The organism is Corynebacterium gottingense (genome assembly GCF_003693265.1).
GTDB lineage: Bacteria > Actinomycetota > Actinomycetes > Mycobacteriales > Mycobacteriaceae > Corynebacterium > Corynebacterium gottingense.
Map to the genome: position 1 here is coordinate 1 of NZ_RDRE01000094.1, position 2,255 is coordinate 2,255.

Sequence of the window (2,255 nt, forward strand, 5' to 3'; positions counted from 1 at the left end):
GAGCCGGGCACGCGGTGCAGGACGTAGTCCGCAAGCGGCTTGCCGGCCAGCACCTTTGAAATCGGGTCGTTGTGCCAGGTGTAGTTCGGGTCGATCGGCGCCGGCTGCGGTGCAGGCGCTTCACCAGCGTTCGCGGGCGCAGCAGGCAGCGCGGCGACGGCAAACGCGGTGATCAGGGCGGCGATACGACGACGAATCATGGGCATTCTTCCTACATAGACCACAACAGCAACTCCCGTATACATTGCCATGTTTTTGCCCCAATTTCCTCATTTACCACATCAAAGGTCAGAAGTGCCCGGGCTAGCATGTCCCCATGACGAAATCTTTTGCACTCACTGGACCGTTTGCACCATTCGAGTCCGATCTGGACGCCACCCGCGGCGAGCGCGAAGCGTTGTACAAGTGGTTCCACCAGCACCCCGAACTCGCCCTGGAAGAGCACCAGACGAGCGCCCGCATCGGCGAGGAGCTGGAAGCCGCCGGCTTCACCGTCGTGCCGGTGGGCGCCACCGGCAAGGTGGGCATCCTCACCAACGGCGAAGGGCCGACCGTGTGCTTCCGCGCCGATTTCGACGCCCTGCCGCTCTCGGAGGAGACCGGCCTGGAGTACTCGGCCGACCCCGCGCTCGGCGCCGCCCACGCCTGTGGGCACGATATGCACACGGCGGCCTTGCTCGCGGCGTCGACAATGCTTGCGCAGCACACTGACGCCTGGTCGGGCACGCTCCTCGCACTGTTCCAGCCCGGCGAGGAAACCGGCGCCGGCGCGCGGGACATGGTGGAGCACGGCCTGGCGGAGAAGGTGCCGACCCCGGACGTGGTGCTGGGCCAGCACGTCGGCCCGATGATTCCCGGCTACGGGATGGGCGCGCTCGCCGGGCCGGTGTGTTCCACGTGCGTGCAGACCAAAATCACCATCCACGGCACCGGCGCGCACGGCTCGATGCCGGAGAAGGGGGTGGACCCCGTGGTCATCGCGGCGCACGTGATCACCCGCCTGCAGACCATTGTGTCGCGCGAGATCGCCCCGCAGGAAATGGGCGTGGTGACGGTGGGCGCGATCCACGCCGGCGAATCCCCGAACACGATCCCCGCCACCGCCGAGCTATCCGTGAGCACCCGCGCGTTCACCACCGAGGTCAGCGACCGCCTGAACAGCGCCATCCGGCGCATCGTCCGCGCCGAGTGCGCGGCGGCGGACGCGACCACGGAACCGACGTTTGAGATTGTCGGCGGCGCCCCCGAGTTCTCCAACGACGAGGCCATCGCCGAGCAGGTGATGGCCGCGTTCCGCGAGCAGTTCGGCGATGTGGTCGGCGACTTCGGCCGGCTGTGCGGTTCCGAGGACTTCCCCACCATCGCCAACGCCTTTGGCGCGCCGTACTTCTACTGGTTTGTGGGCAGCAGCTCGGACATCAACTCCGCCCCGTCCAACCACTCCCCCTTCTTTGCGCCTGACCTACAGCCCACGCTCGACCAGGCCACCCGCGCCATCCTCGTCTCGGTCTCGCCCTGGCTGATGCGGTAAGCAGCTGGTAAAAGTGAGGCCCATGCAACGACTACTCGTCCCCGACCTTGCCCGCGGCACAGCGCTGCTCGGCATCGCTCTCGCCAACGGCTCGCTATTTTGGATGATCAATCAGCACTCGCAGCCGGAGTCAGGCCCCGGGTGGAGTGTCGGCGGGGTGCAAGAGGGCTCGCTTATCGACGCCGCGTTGGCCCTCTTCGCCGCCCTCTTCGTCCACTCCCGCGGCCTGCCCATGTTTGCCACGCTGCTTGGCTTCGGCTTCGGGCTTGTCGTCTCCAGCCTGTACCGGAAGCAGTACCCGGTCGGTGAGGCGCGAAAGGTCCTGGCCCGACGTTACGGCGCGCTCGCGCTTTTTGGCCTGGCCCACTTGTGCCTGCTGTTCTTTGGCGACATCATGACCATGTACGGCTTCGTCGGGCTGCTGCTTTCGGTGATGTTCACGCTCTCGACGAAGGTGCTGCGCATCATCTCGTACTCCTGCCTCGGCCTCTACATCCTTTTCACTTCATTCATGGGCGTATCAGCGGCGTTAATCCCTGAGGTGGCTAAGGAGATGGGTGGGAACAATGTGCTCAATGAAGAATTTGGGAGTTTTGGCACCTACTTCACCAACAACCTCGCCAACGCGGCAGAAATGCTGCTGTCCACCCCGTTTATCCTGCTTGAGCTTGTCCCCTTGGCCACCATCGGCTATGTGTGGGCGAAGGAAGGCGTGCTGGTCAAC

General features: G+C 65.0%; 2 protein-coding genes and 1 pseudogene. 2 read left to right on the plus strand and 1 reads right to left on the minus strand.

Translation table 11 applies throughout. From position 1 onward, the window contains the following. Nucleotides 1-200: pseudogene (locus EAW56_RS13095) on the minus strand (hypothetical protein); the annotation flags it as partial. 116 nt (nucleotides 201-316) lie between these two features. On the opposite strand from EAW56_RS13095, the gene EAW56_RS11830 reads away from it, so the two are divergent. Together EAW56_RS11830 and EAW56_RS11835 are read left to right on the plus strand one after the other, a co-directional pair. Next, entirely contained in the window at nucleotides 317-1,531 is a 1,215-nt protein-coding gene (locus EAW56_RS11830) for an amidohydrolase (RefSeq protein WP_122086750.1), read from the plus strand. A gap of 22 nt (nucleotides 1,532-1,553) precedes the next feature. Continuing rightward, a partial coding sequence (locus tag EAW56_RS11835; RefSeq protein ID WP_425267114.1) for a DUF418 domain-containing protein occupies nucleotides 1,554-2,255 on the plus strand: 702 nt, incomplete at its 3' end.